General features: G+C 47.7%; 17 protein-coding genes. 1 reads left to right on the top strand and 16 read right to left on the bottom strand.

Going from position 1 to position 19,044, the window contains the following annotated elements:
- Nucleotides 1-9: 9 nt before the first annotated feature.
- The 4 genes from K6T23_RS14440 to K6T23_RS14455 are packed head-to-tail and all read right to left on the bottom strand — an operon-like array spanning nucleotide 10 to nucleotide 4,466.
- Nucleotides 10-585, bottom strand: coding sequence for a hypothetical protein (locus tag K6T23_RS14440; protein ID WP_056535344.1), 576 nt, complete (start codon nucleotides 583-585; stop codon nucleotides 10-12).
- On the bottom strand, nucleotides 578-1,588 hold the full coding sequence (locus K6T23_RS14445) for a nucleotidyltransferase family protein (protein WP_056535342.1): 1,011 nt from the start codon (nucleotides 1,586-1,588) through the stop codon (nucleotides 578-580). Before K6T23_RS14445 ends, K6T23_RS14440 begins: the two co-directional genes overlap by 8 nt.
- The gene (locus K6T23_RS14450; RefSeq protein WP_238281496.1) at nucleotides 1,585-3,786 is read right to left on the bottom strand and encodes a glycosyltransferase; all 2,202 of its coding nucleotides are present in this window, start codon (nucleotides 3,784-3,786) and stop codon (nucleotides 1,585-1,587) included. The genes K6T23_RS14445 and K6T23_RS14450 overlap by 4 nt, the downstream gene beginning before the upstream one ends.
- On the bottom strand, nucleotides 3,783-4,466 hold the full coding sequence (locus K6T23_RS14455; protein ID WP_238281498.1) for a DUF4912 domain-containing protein: 684 nt from the start codon (nucleotides 4,464-4,466) through the stop codon (nucleotides 3,783-3,785). Before K6T23_RS14455 ends, K6T23_RS14450 begins: the two co-directional genes overlap by 4 nt.
- Nucleotides 4,467-4,796: 330 nt before the next feature.
- Between K6T23_RS14455 and K6T23_RS14460 the strand changes: the two genes are divergently transcribed.
- Nucleotides 4,797-5,132 (top strand): hypothetical protein, encoded by a 336-nt coding sequence (locus K6T23_RS14460; protein ID WP_056535335.1) that lies wholly within the window; start codon nucleotides 4,797-4,799, stop codon nucleotides 5,130-5,132.
- Nucleotides 5,133-5,177: 45 nt separating this feature from the next.
- Here K6T23_RS14460 and K6T23_RS14465 read toward each other — a convergent pair whose 3' ends face one another.
- From K6T23_RS14465 to K6T23_RS14520, 12 genes are all read right to left on the bottom strand, one after another.
- Complete coding sequence (locus K6T23_RS14465) at nucleotides 5,178-6,851, bottom strand: methyl-accepting chemotaxis protein (RefSeq protein WP_238281500.1); 1,674 nt, start codon at nucleotides 6,849-6,851, stop codon at nucleotides 5,178-5,180.
- Between the two features lie 170 nt (nucleotides 6,852-7,021).
- Nucleotides 7,022-7,681 (bottom strand): phosphate signaling complex protein PhoU, encoded by a 660-nt coding sequence (gene phoU, locus K6T23_RS14470; RefSeq protein WP_238281502.1) that lies wholly within the window; start codon nucleotides 7,679-7,681, stop codon nucleotides 7,022-7,024.
- A 36-nt stretch (nucleotides 7,682-7,717) separates the two neighbouring features.
- On the bottom strand, nucleotides 7,718-8,491 hold the full coding sequence (gene pstB, locus K6T23_RS14475; protein ID WP_053426563.1) for a phosphate ABC transporter ATP-binding protein PstB: 774 nt from the start codon (nucleotides 8,489-8,491) through the stop codon (nucleotides 7,718-7,720).
- Between the two features lie 45 nt (nucleotides 8,492-8,536).
- Nucleotides 8,537-9,343: a phosphate ABC transporter ATP-binding protein PstB gene (gene pstB / locus K6T23_RS14480; RefSeq protein WP_079516396.1), complete on the bottom strand. Its 807-nt coding sequence runs from the start codon at nucleotides 9,341-9,343 to the stop codon at nucleotides 8,537-8,539.
- A 17-nt stretch (nucleotides 9,344-9,360) separates the two neighbouring features.
- The gene (pstA, locus tag K6T23_RS14485; protein ID WP_053426561.1) at nucleotides 9,361-10,248 is read right to left on the bottom strand and encodes a phosphate ABC transporter permease PstA; all 888 of its coding nucleotides are present in this window, start codon (nucleotides 10,246-10,248) and stop codon (nucleotides 9,361-9,363) included.
- Nucleotides 10,248-11,111, bottom strand: a complete 864-nt coding sequence (gene pstC / locus K6T23_RS14490; protein ID WP_370295458.1) for a phosphate ABC transporter permease subunit PstC — start codon at nucleotides 11,109-11,111, stop codon at nucleotides 10,248-10,250. Before pstC ends, pstA begins: the two co-directional genes overlap by 1 nt.
- A gap of 128 nt (nucleotides 11,112-11,239) precedes the next feature.
- Entirely contained in the window at nucleotides 11,240-12,136 is an 897-nt protein-coding gene (locus K6T23_RS14495; protein WP_056535328.1) for a phosphate ABC transporter substrate-binding protein, read from the bottom strand.
- A gap of 320 nt (nucleotides 12,137-12,456) precedes the next feature.
- Nucleotides 12,457-14,586 (bottom strand): peptidoglycan D,D-transpeptidase FtsI family protein, encoded by a 2,130-nt coding sequence (locus K6T23_RS14500; protein WP_238281503.1) that lies wholly within the window; start codon nucleotides 14,584-14,586, stop codon nucleotides 12,457-12,459.
- Between the two features lie 163 nt (nucleotides 14,587-14,749).
- The gene (locus K6T23_RS14505; protein ID WP_238281505.1) at nucleotides 14,750-15,964 is read right to left on the bottom strand and encodes an MFS transporter; all 1,215 of its coding nucleotides are present in this window, start codon (nucleotides 15,962-15,964) and stop codon (nucleotides 14,750-14,752) included.
- A 108-nt stretch (nucleotides 15,965-16,072) separates the two neighbouring features.
- The gene (gene sodA, locus K6T23_RS14510) at nucleotides 16,073-16,681 is read right to left on the bottom strand and encodes a superoxide dismutase SodA (RefSeq protein WP_056535324.1); all 609 of its coding nucleotides are present in this window, start codon (nucleotides 16,679-16,681) and stop codon (nucleotides 16,073-16,075) included.
- 172 nt (nucleotides 16,682-16,853) lie between these two features.
- Entirely contained in the window at nucleotides 16,854-17,333 is a 480-nt protein-coding gene (locus tag K6T23_RS14515; protein WP_238281507.1) for a DUF456 domain-containing protein, read from the bottom strand.
- A gap of 58 nt (nucleotides 17,334-17,391) precedes the next feature.
- Nucleotides 17,392-19,020, bottom strand: coding sequence for a Na/Pi cotransporter family protein (locus K6T23_RS14520; protein WP_056535322.1), 1,629 nt, complete (start codon nucleotides 19,018-19,020; stop codon nucleotides 17,392-17,394).
- Between the last annotated feature and the right edge of the window lie 24 nt (nucleotides 19,021-19,044).

The raw sequence follows: 19,044 nt of genomic DNA on the forward strand, positions 1-19,044 counted from the left end.
TCTATAATATCACTTTTCTGAAGGAAATGCTAGTCTGTTTTTCATTCTCTCATCCAAATTTATTACCTCTTCCTTCAAGGCTCCTTCGATTCCATAAACGCTCCCATTCTTCCGTTCGAATGGGTCCATGGAAAAGTCCAGCATGTAGACCATCATATTCTGGCCGTTGGTGATGGGGTAGTAGTACAAACTGCCTTCCTTCAGGGATTTCCTCCATAATTGCAGACCCTTCAAGTTCAAGGGATAGATGGTCTTTTTCACCGAATCCGCTGTTGATACGATATTCGTCGCAGCGAGATTCCTCCCCCCATAATTCCAAAAAATGTCCTTTCCAAAGGATACGATCCCGATTGTATCTTCTTTGCAGGAGAGCCATTCCACCAAGAAAAACATCTTAAGCTTCCTGTGCTTATCCGTTGTATTATGCAGCCGGAACGAAAGGGATTCTCCCCATTCCTCACAATTCCCCTCAACCGACACCCCGATGCCGTTCACGACACTTTCCTTCCCCCTGTCAAGGGTACGGTTCTTACCGGAGTCCCATGCGATTCCCTGTATATGAAATGTCCGATTGTACTCATTCATATGCTTCGACACCTTTAGCCATATTTTTTATTTTTTCTCCATAGTATTCGGCCAGTTTCTTTGATTGTTGCTTTCGCTGGGCTTTTGAGTAAATGATGAATCCTCGTTCCGGGTCATTAATGATTTTAGTCCTGCCCCCGCCCTGATCCCTGAATACCACTTCCCCACTGCTCCAAAAAGAAGGGACCGTTTCCATCAATTTTGCGAACACGATCGGTTTTTTCTTTTTTGGACAGGAAACGCGTATTTTGGTCATGAACGGCTCTCCTTTCATGGACAGGTCACTGAGAAAAGGGGCGGCAATCGTCCCTGCCATAACATCTTCCCTCGCATGCTTATATTGATCGGGACTTCCGATATCCCGCCAGTATGCGTTCGTTCTGTAAGCAAACACCCTCTCATTGGAAGCAAGGAGCTCCGGGATCAAATCCTTGCTGAAGTCCACCTGTCCTTCCCGGTGATACTCATCCAGTAGGAGCGGATCCATCACATAGATGCCAGTATTGACTTCATCCCCGAGCCAGTTTTCGGGCTTTTCCCTGAATTCAATCAGTCTTCCCATGCTATCTGTGTGACACACCCCGTATCCAGCTGGATCGTTTACCTCCTTGGTGACCATGGTCATACGGGCCTTTCTACGAAAGTGATACGAAATGACATCCTGAAGCTTGAGATCGGTAAAGGCATCGCCGCTCATGATCAGGATGGGTTCCTTGAACCTCACCCTGGCCCGGAAGAGCCCGCCCGCTGTCCCAAGGGGAAACGGCTCCTCCAGGTACGTTATGCTGACACCGTGTCCGCGCCCATCCTGGAAGTGGGATCGGATCGTATCCGCTTTGTAGCAGGTGGTGATCACGATATCCCTTATTCCTTGAGACTTCAAGAGATCGATTGTGTACTCCAGTAGCGGCTTATTCAGGATCGGGACCATCGGTTTTGGTACCGTAAGGGTATATGGGCGCAGTCTTCGCCCTTCCCCACCTGCAAGAATGACAGCCTTCATTGCGCACCACCTGCCACTTTCGCTTCCAATCTCACATCCTCATAAATCTGCCAGGTCAATTCGGCAATTCGTTCCCAGCTGAACATGCTCTCTGCCAGCTTATGACCGTTTCTCCCCCACTCCTCGGCCTGTTGACGGTTTTCCATGACCCGCAGGATCTGACCATACAGATCATCAGCATCCTCCGGCTGGAATAAAAGCCCCGTCTGTTCATGCTTCACAATCGTTTTCAATCCTCCTGTGTTCGAGGCGATAACCATTTTCTTATGCGCCATGGCCTCAAGGGCTACGATTCCAAAAGGCTCATAGAGACTTGGGAAAAGAACGGCCCGGCACCCTCTCAAGTAGCGGTTTCGTTCTTCATCCGATATGAATCCGACGAAGTTGATCATACCCGACAGTCCGGCTTCCCCTACGCGAACCCTGTAATCATCGAGAAGCGGGCCCTTGCCTGCAATCACCACGGAAAAATCCCGCTCTTCCTCCTTCATCCTGGCAGCTGTATGGATGATCGTTTCAAATCCCTTCTCGCTGACCATCCTGCCAATCGCAAAGAAGTAGCCATCCTCGTTGGATGTTTCCGGTTCCGACCCATGATCGAGATCGACTCCATTCGGTATGACCGTGCACGCCTCCGCTGCCGGAAAGAGAGTTTTCACTTCTTCCTTCATGTGATCGCTGCAGACGATCACATGATCGGAATCCCTGGTCAGCCTCTCTTCTTCTTCATGGATTTTCCGCTGAAGATCGGTATGGATTCCGTGATTCCTCCCGTGTTCCGTCGCATGGATTGTTGTAATCAGCGGAAGGGCCCTGGTCGATTTGAGATGGCGTGCAGCCGTTCCGACGATCCAATCGTGAGCGTGAAGGAGGGTGATGTGTTCGTGCGTCATCAATTCCCCGGCATAGCGGATGAAAGCATGATTCAAATCGATGACCCACTTGAAGAAATCATCTTCATAAGGATGGAGAGGATGGACCCGGTGGATCTCCACTCCTTCGACTTTTTCATATGGAAGCATTCCCGGAGTGCGGGCTGTCAATACGTGGACGCCCCTCCCCTTTTTGGCAAAAGTGGTGGCAAGATCATGCACATGTCTTGAAAGCCCACCTACCACATTGGGCGGGTACTCCCAGGAAAGGATCAGGACAGAACCCTGTTTCTCCTCCTTGCCTCCTTCCACAAGCAGTGTACCTGAGATATCTTCTACGCGTGGATACGGGATGAGGATCTCTCGTTGTTTGAAGAATGAGTGCTTTTCCACTTGGGTTTCAATGAAACGTCGGCACATCTCATACTGATCAGGTTCGGCATCCCTCCCCTGCATCACTCTGTCGATGGCAGCCATCCACTCTCTCACAAGATGGATAAGAGGAAGATCTTCACCATACCCACGCAGATGAGCTTCGATGGTGGCTTCCATCCGATGCAGGAGCGGCAGCTGCCTGATGGCCTCGTCGGATAGAATCTGGTCATTCCGCTCCGACCCATTGTAACCGAACTCCACCCTCGCAAGGACAGATTCCGATGATTCATAATTGGACGGAAACTGTCTCATTTCCAGGGCACCATCCCCTTCATCTACAGGAATGAGATGCAATCCACGCGGGGTCCGGAGCATATCCCCCGATCCTTCTTTTTCACTATGATCGAATGAACGGCCTGAGATGAAGGAGGTGTGGATATGGTTTTTTACCAGGTACGTATCGATACCGGGAATATATGCGGCCTGAGGCATCCAGAACCAGGTGGCTTGATGGTCGAGGTATCGCTTCATCAAGCTGACACTCAATCGAATCTGGAAATCGATAGCCATGGATGTCCTGTAATGTGTAAGGGGCAGGGGATTGACCGTAGTGGGCACCACTGTCAGTCCGTCCTCCATCACAAGTTCCCGCCATACGTTGATAAGATTTCCATCATACATGCTCCACATCGTGAAGATCTGCTGCCATTTCCCGCTTTCTCCTTGTTCAAGAAGCTTTTTCTGGATCAGGCTGTCGGCTTCTGCCTTGAAGTCATCACTTGAACAGATCGGGAAGACAATGGGGTTCACGACGACGAGGTTGCGATCTTTTGATGACAGAAGTGCTCCCGTTACCATCAGGATCGAGGTGATGCATTCCTCCCTCCCTTGAGGGGTGTTCCAACCCGATAGGATGGACTCATTGAATGCTGGATAGGTGATCTGCTTCATGACTTGACCTCCTTCACGTAGTATGAATAGGTGCTCACATGCTCAACCCAGTTCGGCGTGCGGATCCTGCCGGCTTCAAAATCGTGCAGGTCCTGCAGGCGATGATGTTCCTGGGTTTCTTCGGTCCTTGGCGTATGGATCACATTGGATCGTGTGAATGCCAGGAATGTTCCGTCTTCAAGCTTCCAGCCGATATCCATACAGTAGCTCCTGTTCTCCCTAAGGCCCGATACAAACCACCCATTTTCTTTGGCCGGTACATATGTATCCATGTGAGAGTGCTGGTTATGACCGTCAAATGCAATGGACGTCACATCATATAACCTTAATACGAAAGGATGATCCTCCCCTGACACTGATAATTGTTCACTTGTATGCTTGAGCCAGTTTTCAGGTATCATCCAGTAACAATAAATCCGGGTAAAGCTTGAGAACGTCATGATCAATTCCGCGGAAGGATGGGATTTCAATACAGGGCGCTGTTTCTTCGCCCTCACTCTGCCTACCCTTTTGGGAGTGGCGCTGCTCTTGTCAAAACCTGCATCAGGCTGTCCGACCGTGACGGTCTTTTGATATTTCACCCATTGATACTGTACTTTGCCGACGGTCATATCAAGTTCCTTGGCTATTTTCCTGAATGAAACTCCCTGCTCCCTCAATCTGATGATTTCTTCCAGCATATATTTCCCTCCTCAAGAAAGACGATTCACTTCTGTATGAACGTATCGAAATATTATGACAATTGTATAGAAATATCGTACCACTCAACTCAAATTCCTACAATAAACGCATTTTGTCGTATCCTAGCCGTTTCAGTCACAGTAGCATCTCCCCCACGAAAATTTATTGAAAAATCATCAAATCGGTTGGTTTCTGTATTGGTTCTCTTTCCCTCGAATCGTTTTCTTGACATAATATTGGGGATTTCTACAAATAGAACCAAATGATGATAGAGTTAGGAAGAAAACTATGCTATAAATAGAGAGAGTTACGCATAAGAGGTGATGAAAATGTTGTATGTTCTGCTGGGAATTTGGGGTGTATCCATTGTACTCTTCCTCTCTTCCTTCCTTCAAAAAGATCCTTTGATCGCTGTCGAAAAGAGTGTCGAAGAACTTTCAATCAATATGTATCAAGAGCAATTAAAATTAAAAAAAAGAATCAAAGTGCTGGAAGAAGAGCTCATGATGGGAAGCCCATTACCGAGTCCTAAAAAAGCCATCAATGAAATCATTCGGAACCAGGTCATATCCCTTCATAAACAGGGTGTGCCTCCCGAGAAAATCGGGTCTCTATCCGATCTGTCCAAAGAAGATGTCCGTTCCATCATACAAGGGATTTCCTGATTTAAAAGGGTAGACGGGGCCAAATGCCCCGTCTACCCTTTCGGTTTACATCTGGAATCGATCCACTAACCGCTGGAGGATCAGCACCTCTTCGTTCACCCGATCCGATTGATCATACATGGTGTCGATCAGGTTATGCTGCACCTGTATGGAAGAGTGGGTGTCTCTTGCCCCTTCATCGAATGTATGGCAGAGTTCTGAAAGCATGGAAACGGAAATGGCCATCTCATCCTTGTATTCATTCAACCGTTTCATTCCTGCAGAAATTCCCCCTATCCCCTCCCCCATACCCGTCACAAGGGCCATTACCCTCTCAGCATCCTGGCCAACCTGATCTGTCAGTGTCTTTGCGATGCTCACTTCTTCAAATCCTGCGTCAAGACTTGCCGACACATGTTGTGTGATGTGTCGGACACCTTTAATATCTCTATCCATTTCTGCCAATGATTCATGTATGTGATGGGAGAGCTGACGTATTTCCCCGGCAACGACCTGGAACCCCCGTCCTGACTCACCCACCCTCGCTGCTTCTATGGATGCATTTAAGGAGAGAATGTCCGTACGGGTGGCTACTTCTTTTATAAAATGGCTGAGACGGCTGATTGAATCCATCCGTACCTGTAGTTCCTTCATCAGGTTGGTTGTTTCTCCTATTTTCACATATACTTTTTCCATCTGTTCGGCATTTTTCATCATGGAGAGACCCGACTGACCGGTTATCGTTTGAATCGATAGAGATAGAGTCTTCAATGCATTGAATTCTTCTGCCACCAGTCCCATTCTGTTGCTGAATGTTCGGTAATGACCGGAAAGGTCGGTTGTGGAAGCCGCTTGTTGGGTTGATCCAGCCGTTAGCCCTTCCATGGAGGTCGATACCCCCATGCTTGATTCCTTGATGCTATCAGCCAGATCTACCATCTTTTTGCTATTCCCCTGGACATTCCCCGTTCCCCGCTCGATTCCCTGTACAAGTTCTTTCAGTTCCTGTACCATCTTGCTGATTGATTCACCGAGAAGATGAATTTCATCTCTGCCATTAGTAGAGGGGACATTTTTCGTAAGATTGCCCTCTGCCACCGATTGGGTGATAGCCAATAATTCTTCTATGTCACGTTTCATTCTCGTTCCAGTTCTATGTATGATCAAATAGCTCAATATGGTTGTGAAGATGATCATCCCCACTGTCAGTGTCTGACTAAGTGTAATGAAGCGCTCAGCCTTTTTTACGATCACTGCTTGTTCACTGGAGGTTTCCTTTCTTAATGTTTCAAGGATCCGGTTGTTTTCTTGTCTCAGCCCTGATATCTTTTCTCTAGCGGCGGTATAAATACCCTCATCCAGCCTGACGACGGCTGGGGCGATTTCTTTTGAAAACATCTCATCGATCGCCTTATTATTCTTAATGAACGTTTCCATGGTTTTTTTGGTCTCTTCGTTAGAGGATAACAGGGTCCATTCCGCAGTTTGCGTTTGGAGTTGATTCCTTAACCTGCGATATTCCTTGAGGTCCTCTTCCTTCATAAAGGTAATATAATCCGCAATCCGGATATCTTTCTCGTTCACCATTCGGGAAAGATCCGTCACTCCGACAGAACGTTGCCCCTTCTCTTTTACATCAAGAAGGTCGGAATGAATTTTATAAATGGTCACAAGGCAGACCCCCACACACAGCAGAAATAACAGGGAGTTGATCATCATGGTGAAGAGAATCTTGCGCATGATTGAGTGTCTAGGTTTCATTACGGTCATTTGTCCTCCTTCTTTTCTGGCTCCTCCTTCCACTATGGGTCAAATATCCCATAAACGCTATAGGCTTGAAGCAAACTTAACGGCATCTTAACGTTTCTTTACAAATAAAAAAATCCAGACCTTTCAGTCCGGATTTCTCATCAATTATTGAGGTCAAAACGCTCCCCAGTCACGAGGAAAATGACATTTTCACAAATATTCGTTACGTGGTCCCCCACTCTTTCAATATACCGGCAGGTGAAGGCAAGCTGCGTGATCTGGCTGATTTCATTTGGGTAGTTTGGAATATAGGTCATGAGCTCGGTTACAAGCTTGCCATACATCTCATCCACCTCATCATCGCGATCAGCTACTTTCTTTGCCAATGCTGCATCTTCTTCCCTGAACGCTTCAAGCGCCCCTTCCAGCATTTCTTCGGCGATTCCGAGCATCTTCGGGATTTCCTCTATCGGTTTGATCAATTTTTGATCACCGATATGGAGCGTCGATTTGGCAATATTCGTGGCCAAATCACCGATGCGTTCAATCTCAGAAGAAATCCTCAGTGCAGAGATGATCTTCCTCAGATCAGTTGCAACCGGAGATTCTTTTGCAATCAATAGGATAGCTTGCTGATTGATGCTGTTATCCATGCGGTTGATTTCTTTATCGTGCGCGATGATTTCCTTGGCCTTCTCGATATCCTGCGTTTTCAATGCTTCGATTGACGCATGGAGGGACTGGCTTGCCTCAGTAGCCATGGCGAATAATTTATCCTTCAATTCCTTGAGGTTCAAATCAAAATTACTTCTGCTTACCATCTATGGAACACCCCTTTTGTCAGATTGATGTCACGCTTACCCAAATCGTCCTGAAACATAATCCTCTGTACGCTTATCTTCGGGATTGGAGAATATCTTATCCGTCTCATCTAGTTCAATAAGATCTCCAAGAAGGAAGAAAGCCGTTTTATCAGACACCCTGGCAGCCTGCTGCATGTTGTGGGTGACAATGACAATGGTGTATTTCTTCTTGAGTTCAGATATGAGCTCCTCGATCTTGACCGTTGAAATCGGATCAAGGGCCGACGTCGGTTCATCCATGAGAAGGATCTCAGGTTTTGTCGCAAGCGCCCTTGCGATGCAGAGCCTTTGCTGTTGACCACCGGATAGCCCCATGGCCGGAGCATCCAACCGATCCTTTACTTCGTCCCAGAGTGCGACATTTTTCAAGGTCGTTTCCACAATTTCATCAAGCTCCGCCTTCTTTTTAACACCGTGAACCTTGGGGCCGAATGTGATGTTGTTATAAATACTTTGAGGAAATGGATTCCCTTTCTGAAAGACCATCCCCACCTTTTTGCGAAGGTCGACAAGGTCGACTTTGTCTGACAGGATGTTCACACCATCGTAATTGATCTCCCCTGACATCTTGATGCCCGGGACCGACTGATTCATCAGATTCAACGTCTTGATGAACGTCGATTTTCCGCACCCCGACGGTCCGATGATCGCTGTTACATCTTGATCATAAATCGGGAAGGTGATATTTTTCAGTGCGTGATTCTTCCCGTACCACAGGTTCAGATCGTTGATGTCAAATGCCGTCTTGGCAGCTGTTGCTAAAGCCATATGAAACCCCTCCATCCAGTTTAATTCTTTTGGATCTCTCGTCCCTTAACTGAAACGACCGGAAATGTATTCTTCCGTCCTTTTCTCTGAAGGATTGGTGAAAATTTTCTCGGTTTGATCAAATTCGATCAGGTCTCCATTGTAGAAGAAAGCTGTTTTGTCCGACACACGTGACGCCTGCCCCATGTTATGGGTGACGATTACGATAGAATAATCCTTCTTCAAGTCGGCTATCAATTCTTCGATCTTGGCGTTTGAAATCGGATCAAGCGCCGAGCATGGTTCATCTAAAAGCATGACCGTTGGCTTCATGGCAATGGTCCTCGCGATACAGAGACGTTGTTGCTGTCCTCCTGAGAGAGCGTGTGCCGATGTGTGAAGGCGGTCCTTTACTTCATCCCAGAGAGCGGCCTTGGTCAAGCTTTCCTCTACGATTTCTTCCAGTACAGCTTTCTTTTTGATGCCAGAGAAAGTCAGGCCGTGGGTAATGTTTTCATAAATCGATTTATTGAATGGATTCGGCTTCTGGAATACCATACCGATTTCTTTGCGAAGGGCTACGACGTCAATATTCTTATCAAGTAGGTTGACATCTTCATATATGATTTTGCCTTCCGCCCTTGCAATCGGGACAAGATCGTTCATTCTGTTGATGGTGCGCAGAAACGTCGATTTACCGCATCCGGAAGGGCCAATCAGTGCCGTGACAGCATTTTTCTCGATTTTCATGTTGATGTCCTTGACGGCATGATTGTCACCGTAGAAAAAGTCAAGATTTTGAACGTCCAAAATCGTATCATTTCCAGGGTTGAAGGTTTTTCCAACGGGTCTAGCTTGCATTTCAATCGTCATATCATTCCCACCTTCACTTATTTAGTCGCCGTTATTTTTTTATGAATATAGCTTCCAAGGATCCTTGCGCCGAGATTGAAGATCAGAACGACAATGATCAGGACTGCCGATGCGCCTGCTGCTTTTTCTGCTACGTCAGGAATGATTCCCTGTGTATTGATAGACCAGATGTGGACGGCGAGTGTTTCAGCCGGCCTGAAAACATTTAGTGGAGAAGTCGGCGACAATGGATTCAAGTCTCCATAATTCAGTCGCGGCGTCGATAATCCGGCTGTGAATAACAAGGCCGCCGCTTCACCGAATACGCGTCCCGATGCCAAGATCGCACCCGTCAGGATCGATGGGAACGCACCCGGGATCATGACGGTCTTGATTGTATGCCAGTTCGTGATACCAAGTGCCAGGCTTGCTTCTTTCAGTTCACGCGGAACGCCACGGATGGCATCCTCACTTACCCTTACCATGACAGGCAGGTTGAAAACGGTCAGAGCCAGGGCACCCCCGATGATGGTGTACCCCCATCCGGTGATATTTACGAATACCAATAGACCGAACATCCCGATGACGATGGATGGGAGCGATGCAAGTACTTCAATACATGAACGGATGGTGTTGGTGATCTTACCCGGTTTTGCATATTCAGCCATGTAGATCCCACCGCCTACTCCGAGGGGGACGGTGATCAACATCGTGATAAACAGGATGTAAACGGAATTGAATAGCTGATCACGGATCCCACTCCCTTCACGTACTGTGCTTGATGGTGTCGTGAGGAAGTCCCATGTGATATACGGGACACCCTTGGCAAGGATATAGGCGAATAGGGCAACCAGCAGGGCAATGATGAGTGCTGCAATTCCGACGAATACGCCTGTTGCCAGTTTATCTGCTTGTTTGCTGTTCATTAGATTTTCCTCCTTGAAGAGAGATAACGGATCAATAGGATAAATAGGAAGGACATGATCAGAAGTATTAGTCCCATGGACCATAGCGTATTGTTCTCTACGCTTCCGTAAGTGGTATGTCCCATATTCAGCGTAATGATCGTCGTCAATGTCGCAGAGGCATCCAGAAGGCTGGATGGCAGATCACGTGTATTACCGATGACCATCTGCACAGCAAGGGCTTCACCGAACGCCCTGGCCATACCTAGTACCACCGCCGTCAAAAGCGTCGGCAACGCAGCAGGGATCAACACCTTCCTGATCGTCTGCCAGCGCGTCGCACCGAGGGCATATGAACCTTCACGAAGGTTTTTAGGCAGTGAGCTCATGGCATCTGTTGCGATGGTCGTAATGGTCGGCAGGATCATGACGGCAAGGACGATGGTCCCTGCCAATAATGAGAATCCCATGCCGGAGAAAGTCCCCCTGATGAATGGGACCAATACTGTAAGCCCTATAAATCCATAAACGACGGAAGGAATCCCGACGAGAAGTTCCACGATCGGCTGCATGATCTTGCGTCCCCATGACGGGGCAATATCCGTCATGAAGATGGCGGCACCTATTCCGAGTGGAGCGGCCACAATGGCGGCCAAGATCGTGACAGCGAATGATCCAAATATGAACGGAAAAGCACCGTATAAGGGGTTTTCCCCTGTGGGATTCCATTTTGTACTGGTTAAGAACTCAATGGGGCTTACACCATTTTTTATGAATGATTGCAACCCTTTTGTGGTTAAGAAAATCGTGATGGAGATGGTCGCCACAATCATGATGACGGCACTGAGTGTGACAAGAAATTTCCCTTTGAATTCCCCGCTCATCCAAGATCGGTTATTCTTCAGTAGCCTTTTGGAGGCCGGCAGTTGCTTTTCTGACATCATCGTTAAACACCCCTAGTTACGAGATAATAGGGTAAATGCCTATGCATTTACCCTATCAGTTTCATGCATTACTTCTTGGTGACTTTCCCTTCTGCATCGCGTTCCACTTTCATGTCAGAAGAGGAGATATACCCTTGATCTTTGACTAGACCGCCTTGGACATCGTCGCTCATCATATAATCAAGGAATGTTTTTGCCAGACCATCAGGCTCTCCCTTTGTATACGAATGCTCGTAAGCCCAGATCGGGAAGTCGCCTTTTTGCACGTTTTCATCAGTCGGTTCTACACCATCTACTGAAAGTGCTTGTACCTTGTCATCCGTGAAGTAAGAGAATGCCATGTAACCGATGGCTCCGTCGGTCTCACTGATGATTTTCTTGACAGTATTTGTGGAGTCCTCTGTGATTCCTTCAGCAGGGTTTTCTCCATCAAGTGCATATTTTACAAAAGTGGCACGGGTACCTGAAGAATCAGGACGGTTGACGAGGGTGATCTTCTGATCTTTACCGCCAAGCTCTTTCCAGTTCTTGATTTCTCCCGTGAATACTTTCTTCAAGTCTTCTTTGGAAATGTCTTTGACTCCAACGTTCGGATTCACCGCAGCCGTCATTCCAACTACAGCGACTTTATGATCAACTAGCTCGTCGGCTGGAATTCCTTCTTTTTCTTCGGCGAACACATCGGAGTTACCGATTTGGACTGAACCTTCTGCTACCTGGGATAGTCCTGTTCCAGATCCACCGGCATTCACTTGGATATCGGCTTCTGGATTTTCAGCCATGAATTCTTCAGCTGCTGCTGCAACTAGTGGTTGCATGGCAGAAGAACCTGAAATGACGATGGAACCTGATGCTTTGTCATCACTTTTTCCTTCGTCGGTGCTGCTTCCATTTCCGCACGCCGCCGAGAATGTGACAGCTGCTGCTAGTACTGTAAGCAGTCCTACTTTCTTGAAGTTCTTCATTCGTTGATTCCCCCTAGAATATTGGTTGTTTTGTCCTACATGAATTAGATTAAGGGATAAGTGTTAATGGGGTTTTAATCGATTGTAAAGCTTTTGTAAATCGTGTATGTTCCTGATGTTATAAGCATGCGAGCATGACTTGATCGGAGAGAGTACTCTCCGCTGAAGGATATTTTTTTCTAGGAATATCACCTCATTCCTCCCCGTAGCATAGTCCCTATTACCTTGTAGGGTCTCCCATCCTACGGCTTGTTCGCTTCTTTTCTGTCCGACCCGAAGCATAGAAAAAAGGGGGTGGATTTCTCCACCCCCTTTTGGGATCAGTTGCTCTCTTCCCTTATTTTTTCCTGCTGCTTTTCTGCATCTTTTGCATTCTCGACTTTTTTATCCACGGTGTTTGTATCACCCACGGTCTTCGCACGTTCCTTCTTCAACTCGAAATATTTGTCCATGACCCGCTTGGCGATCTTTTTGTTCGTATAGGGATCACTCACCCCACCAGCTTGGATGTGGGAGGATGGGACGACGGTTGCATAGGCCACTTCCGGGTTGTCAAACGGCGCGTATCCAATGATCGTCGTATTGTAATTCAGCTTGCCGTCCACGTACGTTTCGGCGGTACCTGATTTACCTGCCGCATTATACGGGGCGTCCTTGAACTCATTGTAGGCCGTTCCATCTGGGTTATGATAAACGCGGTAGAATCCTTTTTGGACGTGTTCAATCTGATCTTGTGTGGCATCGATTCTGTTCAGTACCTTCGTCTCGTCTTCGAACAGGACGGAACCGAGACTCTTCTTATCATTGGTCGGCTCCCGGATTTCCTTCATCATATGGGGCTGAACCCTGTACCCGTCATTGGCGATCGTCGACACATACTGAGCGAGCTGCATGGTCGTGTAGGTATCGAACTGCCCGATTGCGTAATCAAGGAGGAACCCTGGGTCTGTTGCTGTACCTTTCAGACCCGGAGACTCACCAGGAAGGTCGATGCCAGTCGGCACACCGAGACCGAATTGGGCGAAATGCGTGCGGAAGGTATCGAATGCCTCAGGATTATTCACGATCGGCTGATTCGGTACGTAACGTCCCCCTGCAATCCGCAGGGCCACTTTCCACATATAGGAGTTTGATGACTTTTCCAATGCGAACAGATCGGTGATCGGCATCTGGCCATATTTGTTGAACCAGGATGATTTCGGAGGCGTGCCTTTGATCTTCAGGGGTTCATCGATCAAGGTTTCACCCGGTGTCAGGTTCCCCGTCATATAACCCGTCAGGACCGTGGCCCCTTTCACGACGGAGCCGACCTCGTAGGAGGAGGTGAAGGTACCGAGTGCCGCATCCCTCATCTCATACTTGCCCGTCTCTTCATTCTTCATATATTGCTTTCCTGCCATGGAGAGGATCTCACCTGTATTCGGATTGATCATCACCACATAGGCACGGTCGAGGTTCGGGGATGCCCCCCGATCCTGTATTTGTTTCGTAAGCTCATCTTCTATGATTTTTTCCACTTCTCGTTGAAGCTCCATGTCGATGGTAAGGACGACATCCTTTCCACGCTGCCCTTCCTGGACAAGGAGGGATTCGATGATGCTTCCGTTTTTCGTAATGTTCTTCATCTGCTCTTTTTGACCTTGGAGCAGGTCCTCATATTGAAGTTCCAGATAGCTTTTCCCTACCCGGTCGTTTCGATTATATCCTTCTGCAAGGTACGCATCGACGAGATTTTTCGGAAGACCTTCCCTGGCAGAGGATACGTTCCCAAGGATGGTTCTCAGCGTATCATCGAATACATAGGACCGCTTCCAATCCGTGGTCGTATTCACTCCGGGCAGTTCGTTCAGGTGCTCACTCACCTTGGCAAACTCATCGGGCGTCACGTCTTCATTTTTCACGATCTGTGGATTCAAGGCGTAGCCGCCGGCAAACTCCCGGTAGATGGCAATGATCTCAAGATCCTTTTTTGATAGGGATTCAAGTTTGTCGTCGGTGATGCGGTCCAGCCTCATCTTGTATACCTTGGCATTCACATCATCTTCAGAGAGTTCTTCATCCGCCTGAAGCTTCTTGATTTCAGAAGCGGATACCAATCCCTCTGCTTCGTCGCTATTTTTGATGATCCAATAATCCTTTTTATCCCTGACCGTCACACTTTCCGGGTCTTTGTCAATAAACTCTGAAAGCTTGGTGGCGACGTCGATCATCTCTTCCGTCGTTGTTGTATTCGTCCTCGTATATGTGATGGCATTCAACGGGACATTATCCACGATGACATTGCCATATCGATCATAAATTTTCCCACGAGGAACACCGGTATTCACTACCACATCCTCGGTCCGTTCCACTTCACTCTTGTAGCTTTCCCCATTCACGATCTGGACTACGCCCAATCGGAGCACCAGCATGGAGAACAACAGAAAAACAGAAAAAAACAGCATATTCATCCGAATGGGGACGTGCGTTTTCTTTTTCCTTTTACTCCTTTTCAATCCTTCCAACCCTTCCTCTATGTAGAAATTCTATCTATGTATAGTGTATAAAAAAAGCGTCTGAGTTTCTAGCTGTAACTATAGGGAGGGATATTTTCCCTCCCTTTGAGGAAATTGGCTAGGACTGCTGGAATTGAATCTTCCGGATGAAAAAGTAAATTACACTGTGCCCGGCACCAAGCAGCAATAGGAGGATCGGGATACTCACGTCCTGGTCGAATAGGGTCACAGCTGCGATGAAAGCAAGGACTGAAATAATCCTCCCACCGTTCAAGAACAGCTCACGGACGACGATGTACTCAATACGCATTTCAGCCGCCTTCCAGCCGGTACCGATGACGTCATAAGTCATGGAGATATAGGGGACGAGCAGGATGGGATAAGCAATAGCGATCAAGCCAGCATAAATCAGGAGGCGTGTGTACGTCACATCAAAGACGATCAAGAAAACAGCGAGATAGAGAAGGATACCGCCGATCAATATCGCTTTTTTCCTGAATTCCTTTTTAATGACCCTCGAGGCGATGTAGTAGCTGATGAAGGCGATGCCGGAGTTGACCAATCCGAATGTCCCCAGTGCGAATTCACTTCCTGTACTGATGTAAACAAAGACGGAAATGGCAAATATAAACGTCCCTTCCCGGATTCCCTGAAAGAAATGGGCATTCGTGATCCTCCGCCAGTTCGGATCATTGCCCCTTTCCTGAAAAATCCTCCAGAACAGATACTGTCCGTCTGCCGGTCTCCTTTTCAGGAAAAAGCTCAGTACGACCGCCACCGCAAACAGGAACAGTGAAAGCCCGAAGACGATGGTATAGCCCTGGAATGAATCAAATCGAGAAATGATGAATCCCGCAAGCATCGGTCCGATGATTCCACCTGCAGAAGTCAGGATCCCGAGGAATCCATTAAAGAAATCCCTCGTCTCCGGCTCGGTGATCTCGAATGTGAGCACGTTGAAGGCAAGCCAGTAGAACCCATACCCGATTCCAAGCAGTGCACCTAGGACAACTAGGTAATGCTCAGCCAGGGAACCGAACGACAGGACCGAAATATAGAAAAGCGCAAGGAATATGACGCCGATTCGAAGGACGATCACCCGGTCGACCTTCTTGGCCCACCTTCCTGCCAGGATGAATGTCAGTGGCTGAAGGATGACGACAGTCAGATTGTAGATCCCGAGGTCGAGAAATCGACCCGATTGCTTCCACAGATAAATATTGACGAACGTATTCGACAAGGCGATGCTCAATGAGTACATGCCGCCGATCAATAAGAGCAGCGTCAATTCTTTCGTTAAATCAATATCACCTAAAAATCGTTTATAGCTCATAGCAAAACTCCCCTTTGATGTACACCTATTCTTTGAATAAGGAAGGGAAGTTATGCAGGAAAAAAGGGGGCTCCCGGTAATGGGAACCCCCTTGCAGACATCATGAAATTATTTAGCAGCGCTGTAAAGCTTAGCCACTTCGTCCCAGTTGACTACGTTCCAGAACGCTGAGATATAGTCAGGACGACGGTTTTGGTAATTGAGGTAGTAAGCATGCTCCCAAACATCAAGACCAAGGACCGGCGTTTTGCCTTCCATTAGAGGAGAGTCCTGATTCGGTGTGCTTGTAACTTCCAATTCTCCGTTGTTCACAACAAGCCAAGCCCATCCTGAACCGAATCGACCTGCACCTGCAGCTGCGAATTCTTCTTTGAATTTGTCGAAGCTACCGAATTTAGATGTGATGGCATCAGCCAGTTCGCCTGATGGAGTGCCTCCGCCATTAGGTGAAAGAAGCGTCCAGAATAGAGAGTGGTTGGCATGACCGCCACCGTTGTTGCGCACAGCAGTACGTGCACCTTCAGGAACGGCATCAAGATTCGCTACAAGCTCCTCGACAGATTTGCTGAGAAGGTCGTCGTGACCTTGAAGGGCATCATTCAATTTTGTTACATATGTGTTATGGTGCTTCGTATGGTGGATATTCATTGTTTCCTTGTCGATATGAGGTTCCAATGCGTCATACGCGTAAGGCAGTTGTGGTAATTCGTAAGCCATGATTAAATTCCTCCCTATGTAAGTTTGTCCGGACTTCTAGTTCCGGCCTGTTTCAGTTTAAGATTACCAAATCTCCACAGCAGGTTCAACTGATTTGCTTGGACCTCCGTGACCGATACTTCTATAAAATACCCGTTCTTCCTTAACTTAATCCCCCGCTTCCGGGTAAAGTTCAGATCACCCAGAAGAAATAGACAAGCATGACGGCCTGGATGAGCCCTTTTGTGATCACGCTGGATATGAAACCGATCACAGAACCGACCCCCACCTTCACGGCCTGTGTGAATGACGTCCGCTTGACGAGCCACTCACCAAGAATCGCCCCGATGAACGGGCCGATGATGATTCCAAGGACCGGGATGACGAATGGTCCTGCAAGGAGCCCGATCGTACTTCCCCACACACCGGCCTTCGAACCGCCAAACTTCTTGACGCCGATGAGATTGGTGACATAGTCGGCACCAAACAGGAGGATCACGAACAGGATCTGGATGGTCCAGAACAACCAGTTCAACGGTTCAAATGAGAAGAAGACCCCATAAAGAATGTAACCGATGAGCAAAAACAACACTCCGGGAATGATCGGATAAATCAATCCGGCAAACGCGACAACAAATGCCATTATGATCAAGCTCCAATACAACACGTCCATCTATCCATCTCCATTCGTTAGAAAGGGGACCTTCAAGCGAGGTCCCCTTTGTTCTTCATTATTTTAATTCTAGCACAGCTTCAGCGATATTAACGGCATGATCACCAATCCGCTCAAGATTACTGATGATATCAACGAACACGATACCGGACTGCCCCGTACATTTGCCTTCGTTCATTCGAAGGATATGTTGCTTTCTGAGTTTACGCTCCATCTTGTCGATGCGGTCCTCTTTCTCGATGACTTCACGTGCCATGTCCAAGGAATTTACATCCAACGCTTCGATGGACTGGCTCACAGTGGAAATCGTAAGGGCAAACATTTCCTCAAGGTCATTCATCGCTTCCTCGGAGATCTTCACTTTATTGGCTTGTTGATATTCCACAAGTTCCACGATGTTTTCAAAATGGTCCCCGATCCTTTCAATGTCCCTGACGGTATCCATGAGGATCGAATGACGCTCTGATTCCACTTCTGATAATGAAGCAGAAGAAAGGTCGACGAGATAATCTGTGATTTTCTTATCCAGATTATTGATGGCTCCCTCAATCTGATACGCAGTCTCAGCGTTTTTGGAGTTCGTCGTTTTCAAAAATTCGTTCGTTTCTTCAAGACCCTTCACGGCAAATTGGCCCATCCGCAACACTTCCTCTTTGGCCTGGCCGATGGCGATGGCCGGAGACTGCTGGATGAAGACAGGATCAAGATGCTGTGCGTTGTAATCGATGATGGCATCCTTACCAGGTATCAGCTTCGTCACGATATAGGCAAGCACTGCAATGAACGGGAATTGAATGATGGTGTTGGTGACATTGAATGTACCATGGGCGAATGCGATCGTCATCGGTTCGTTCAGATTCAATGATGATTGCATGAACATAATGACCTTTGTGAACAACGGCAGGATGATCAGGAAGATTGTCGTACCGATCAGGTTGAAGAGTACGTGCACGGCTGCAGTCCTTCTTGCCGCTACACTCGCTCCAAGTGCTGCAAGGACAGCTGTGATCGTCGTACCGATATTATCACCAAACAGGACAGGAAGGGCTGCATCAAGATCGAGCAGACCAGAGCCATACAGTTCCTGAAGGATTCCGATCGTTGCAGAAGAACTTTGGACAATCAAGGTGAATACTGTCCCGACGACTACACCGAGGATCGGGTTGTCGCTCAGGCTGACCGTGAGTTCATGGAATGATTGAAGTTCACGAAGCGGCTTCATTCCTCCGCTCATCAATTCGAGACCGTAGAAGAGGCCTCCGAATCCGAATACCATCTGGCCGATGTTCTGGATTTTCTTATTTTTAAAGAAGAACAGAAGGATGGCTCCCAGGGCGATGATCGGCAGTGAATACTCGCCGATGTCAATCCCGATGATGAAGGCTGTGACCGTGGTTCCGATATTGGCCCCCATGACAACACCGATAGCTTGTCTGAGGGTCATGAAGCCTGCGCTTACCAGACCGACGACAATGACGGTCGTCCCACTGCTCGATTGAATCAGGACGGTCACAAAGACCCCTGCCAATACGCCCATGAATGGGTTCGTCGTGAACTTATCAAGGATTTCCCTCAATCGGTCCCCGGCAGACTTTTGAAGTCCGTCCCCCATGTATTTTATTCCGAATAGGAAGATCCCAAGTCCTCCTATAAACTGAAACAACATTTCTTGCCAATTCAATTCCATTCCTTCAACCCCTAAGCGTTAATT

Source organism: Rossellomorea marisflavi, assembly GCF_022170785.1.
GTDB classification, from domain to species: Bacteria; Bacillota; Bacilli; order Bacillales; family Bacillaceae_B; genus Rossellomorea; species Rossellomorea marisflavi_B.